Raw genomic sequence first — 5,048 nt, 5'->3', positions numbered from 1 at the left:
CCAGATCGGCGGCCTGCAGTGGGAAGGCGATCCACCTCCCCTCCAGGTAGATGCGCCCGTGGCGCTGCCGCTGCTGAAGGTCGCCGTCCAGCAGCCGGGAGAGCTCGGCCATTAGGTGGGGCTCGGTCGCCGGGTGCAGCCGGTGGCTCCCGTGGTCGACCCGAATCCCACCGACCTCGAAGCTCCCGGCCAGCCCTCCCACCCGGTCCGACCTCTCCAGAACCGTTACCTCGTGGCCCGACTGCGCGGCCCGGTAGGCGGCGCCCAGACCTGCCGGCCCCGCGCCTAAAATGCTGAGAGTCCGGGTAGTCATGAAATCAACTTAACTTGCGGCAAAACTTCGGCTACACTTTGACCGAATCAAAAACAGTTTTTTTGAGCAACGGCGCTCGCTTTGGCGGGCGCCTTTTTTGTCCCCGAAGTGCGGACAGCCTCAACAGCCCCAAACGAGACGGCGCCCGAGACAGTGGCTGCCGGAAAGGAGCCTTAAGCTGAACGCTTCCCGAGGTCTGTACAACCCCCGCTACGAGCGCGACGCCTGCGGCATCGGCTTTGTCGCCGACGTCGAAGGCCGGAGCAGCCGGACGATTGTCGATTCGGCGCTTTACTCCCTGTGCCGGGTCCGCCACCGCGGAGCGGTGGCGGCAGACTCCAAGAGCGGCGACGGCGCCGGCCTCCTCCTCCCCCTCCCCGCCCAGTTCTTTGCCTCCGAGCTGCACACCGACGCCGACCCGGCCTTCATCGGTGTCGCCATGGCGTTCGTGTGGCCCCCCGGCCAGACCGGGCACCGCAAGATAATCGAGGAGACCTGCCACCGCGAGGGCATCGGCGTCGTCGGCTGGCGTGAGGTCCCCATCGAGCTGGACTACATCGGCGACCAGGCCAAGGAAATCCATCCCGGCATCGAGCAGGCGATCCTGCTGCGCCCCGTGGGGGTCAGCACCGCCGAGGCCGAGCGCCGCTGCATCCGAGCCCGCAAGCGCGCCGAGAAGACCTGCCGGGACGAGGGAATCCGCATCTACTTCCCGTCGTTCTCGTTCCTGACCATCACCTACAAGGCCCTGGTCGTGGCCGACCAGCTTGCCCAGTTCTACCCCGACCTGGCCCAGGACAACTTCACCGCTCCCTTTGCGATGTTCCACCAGCGTTTCTCCACCAACACCGCCCCCACCTGGGAGCGCGCCCAGCCGTTCCGGCAGAGCTGCCACAACGGTGAGATCAACACCATCGCCGGCAACATCAACCGGATGAAGGCCCGTGAGGGCCGCCTCGGCAAGCGCAACCTGCTGGAGGAGGAGCTGCTGCGGCCGGTCATCGACGAGGAGGGCTCCGACTCGGCGATGTTCGACAACGTCCTGGAGCTGCTGAACCGCGAGGGCCGCGACGTCACGCACGCCATGGCGATGCTGATCCCGTGCGCCTGGGAGAAGCTCGAGGACCTGGACGACGAGGTCCGCGACTTCTACCGCTACCACTCCTGCCTCATGGAGGCGTGGGACGGCCCGGCCGGACTGGTCTTCACCGACGGATTCAAGATCGGCGCCTCCCTGGACCGCAACGGCCTCCGCCCGCTGCGCTACTCGGTGTGCGAGGACGGCTTCGTCGCCTGCTCCTCCGAGGCCGGGTCGATCTACACCCGCGGCCACGGCCAGGTGAAGCGGGGCAAGCTCGGCCCCGGACAGATGCTCCTGGTCGACCCGGAGGACGGCGGCTTCATCTTCGACCCGGTCAAAGAGAAGCTGGCCAAGCGCCGGCCCTACGGCCAGTGGGTATCCGAGCACCTGACCCAGACCTCCCTGGTCGCCCCGGACCCACAGGTCCCGGCCGACCTGGTTCAGCGCCAGGTGGCGTTCGGATACACCAAGGAGGAGTTCACGGTCATCCTCCGTCCGATGGCGTCCACCGCCCACGAGCCCACGTCGTCGATGGGCGACGACACCTCACCCGCAGTCCTGAGCGAGTTCAACCGTCCCCTCTTCAACTACTTCAAGCAGCGCTTTGCCCAGGTGACCAACCCGGCCATCGACCACATGCGTGAGCGTTCGGTCATGAGCATCCGTACGCTGATCGGCCCCCACGACCCGGTGTTGTGGGAGCGCCCCGAAAGCGCCGCGTTGCTCGAGCTGGACACGTTCTTCCTGTTCAAGGCCCTGGGCGGCTATCGCCTGGACGCCACCTTCCCGGTGGAAGAGGGCCCCAAGGGCATGACTGACAAGCTGGAAGCCATCTGCGAGGAAGCGGAGCAGGCTGCACAGCTGGGCAGCGGCATCATCGTGATCTCCGACCGGGAGACCGGCCCGGAGCGGGCGCCAATCCCGATGCTGCTGGCGGTCGGCGCGGTTCACCAGAGGCTGATGAGCTCCGGCCACCGCACCCGCACCAGCCTCGTGGTCGAGACAGACGAGGCGCGGGAGGTCCACCACTTCGCCTGCCTGCTGGGCTACGGCGCGGAGGCGATCTGTCCCCGGCTGGCGCTGGAGTCGCTCACCGACATCACCAACAAGGGCCGCCTCGGCGAGGACATTGGGGTGCAGGAGGCTCTCATGCGCTACCGCCTGGCAGTCGAGGAGGGCGTGCTGAAGATCATGTCCAAGATGGGCATATCCACGACCGACTCCTACCGGGGCGCCCAGATCTTCGACGCAATCGGCATCGGCCCCGAGGTCATCGACCTGGCGTTCACCGGCACCCCGTCGCCGATGGGCGGCATCGGGTTGGCCGAGATCGCCGACGACGTCCTCAGGCGCCACGACAAGGGTTTCCAGAGCGCCCCGAGGGTGCCGCACCCCGGCTACATCAAGTACCGGGTCAACGGCGAGTACCACGCCACCAACCCCGACGTGGTCGACACCCTTCAGGAGGCCGTGGCCAACGGCGAGTGGGACACCTACGCCAAGTTTGCGGCGCTGGTCGAGCAGCGGCCGCAGACCGAACCCCGCGACCTGTTCAGGTTCAAGGCCGCCGAGCCGGTCCCGCTCGACGAGGTGGAGCCGGTCGAAGCCATCACCCGGCGGTTCTCGACCGGCGCGATCAGCCACGGCGCCATCGGGGCCGAGGCCCACGAGACGCTGGCCATCGCCCTCAACTCAATCGGCGGCTCCGCCAACTCCGGAGAGGGCGGCGAGGACCCCAGCCGCTACCGCGACGAACGGCGCTGCAAGGTCAAGCAGGTGGCGTCCGGTCGCTTCGGCGTGACGCCGGAGTACCTGTCGTGGGCCGAGGAGATCCAGATCAAGATCGCCCAGGGCTCCAAGCCCGGTGAGGGCGGCCAGCTTCCGGGTCACAAGGTGACCGACGAGATCGCGGCCCTGAGGCACACCCGCCCGGGCGTTGCGCTGATTTCCCCCCCTCCGCACCACGACATCTACTCCATCGAGGACCTGGCCCAGCTGATCTTCGACCTGAAGCAGGTCAACCAGCAGTCGACCGTGTCGGTGAAGCTTGTCGCAGAGGCCGGTGTCGGCACGATCGCCGCCGGTGTCGCCAAGGCTCTGGCCGACGTGGTCCAGATCTCCGGCTGGGACGGCGGAACCGGCGCGAGCGCCCTTTCGTCGATCAAGAACGCCGGCCTGCCCTGGGAGCTCGGCATCGCCGAGACCCAGCAGACGCTCATGCAGAACGGCCTGCGGGACCGGGTGAAAATCCGGGTCGACGGCGGCATGAAGAGCGGCCGCGACGTGATCATGGCCGCCCTGCTCGGCGCCGACGAGTACTCGTTCGGGACCTCGCTGCTGCTGGCGGAGGGTTGCATCATGGTGCGTGCCTGCCACCGGGACACCTGCCCGGTCGGCATCGCCACCCAGCGGAAGGACCTCAGGGCCAAGTTCACCGGCACGCCGGAGAAGGTCGCCCGCTACCTGGTGTTCGTGGCCGAGGAGACCCGCCGCATCCTGGCGTCGCTGGGACTGCGTTCGCTCGACGAGGCCATCGGCCGCATGGACCTGCTGGAGGCCGACCTCAAGTCCGACCGCGCCGGCATGCTCGACGTGAGCCCGATGATGTTCCAGGAGGAGGGCACCCGCCACTTCGTGGCGTCCCACCCGATCCAGCAGCCGACCTCGGAGCTGGGCGACAAGGTCTTCGACGACTGCTTCGAGACGCTGATGAAGGGCGGAGAGGTCGACTTCTCCTACCCCATCCACAACAAGGACCGCACCGTCGGCGCCCGGCTGGGCGGAGGCATCGCCCACGACCACGGGTTCAACGCGCCTCCCGGCAAGGCAACCGCGCGGTTCGACGGCGAGGCCGGACAGAGCTTCGGGGCGTTCCTCAGCGAGGGTGTGACCTTCATCCTGACCGGCGAGGCCAACGACTACGTCGGCAAGGGAATGGGCGGCGGGCGCATCGTCATCAAGGCGCCGGAGAACGACGCCGGCGACCCGCACCTGATCGGCAACACCGTGCTCTACGGCGCGACCGGAGGGCAGCTGTTCGTAGCCGGCAAGGGCGGCGAGCGCCTGTGTATCCGCAACTCCGGGGCCACCGCGGTCGTCGAGGGCGCCGGGGACCACGCCTGCGAGTACATGACCGGCGGAACCGTCGTCGTCCTCGGACCTACCGGCTGGAACATGGGAGCGGGAATGACCGGCGGGCAGGCCTACGTCTGGGACCCGGAGATGCGCCTCAGGGCCCGGGTGAACCCTGAGCTGGTCGACCTTCACCGCCCCCGCCGCACCGACCTGGCCGAGCTGCTGGAGCTGATTGCCGACCACGCCGAGCTGACCGGGTCCGACAGAGCGTACTCGCTGCTGGAGAACTGGGAGACCGAGTCCGAGCACTTCTGGCGGCTGGCGCCCAAAGCCGAGGTCGCCAAGATCGAGAGCGCCCACGAGGGCTCTCTGGCCGGTAAGTGAGCGACGAGGAGCCTACTCCCGAGGAGCTGAACGAGAGGGGCCGCGGCCCACTGATGTCGCTAATGGGCATCGAGTGGGTCGAGGCCTCACCGGCCCGGATCGTCGCCCGGATGCCGGTGACGCCCAACTCCCAGCCGTGGGGGATGCTCCACGGCGGCGCGTCTGCGGTGCTGGTGGAGTCCATCGCCTCCCTGG

Annotated in this window: 3 protein-coding genes; 2 read left to right on the top strand and 1 reads right to left on the bottom strand. The window is 68.1% G+C overall.

The annotated features are described in order from the left end of the window. Positions 1–313: FAD/NAD(P)-binding protein (locus VFV09_01570; protein HEU4866392.1), on the bottom strand; the 313-nt coding region annotated here is incomplete at its 3' end. A 97-nt stretch (positions 314–410) separates the two neighbouring features. On the opposite strand from VFV09_01570, the gene gltB reads away from it, so the two are divergent. Continuing rightward, positions 411–4,853, top strand: coding sequence for a glutamate synthase large subunit (gene gltB, locus VFV09_01565; protein HEU4866391.1), 4,443 nt, complete (start codon positions 411–413; stop codon positions 4,851–4,853). Next, positions 4,850–5,048 (top strand): PaaI family thioesterase (locus tag VFV09_01560; GenBank protein HEU4866390.1); only part of this gene is annotated, 199 nt, incomplete at its 3' end. The genes gltB and VFV09_01560, both read left to right, overlap by 4 nt.

Source organism: Actinomycetota bacterium (assembly GCA_035759705.1).
In the GTDB taxonomy this organism is placed as follows: Bacteria; Actinomycetota; CADDZG01; order JAHWKV01; family JAHWKV01; genus JAJCYE01.
Note: the sequence above shows the minus strand (reverse complement) of the source record. Positions and strands in the feature narration are given on the sequence as shown.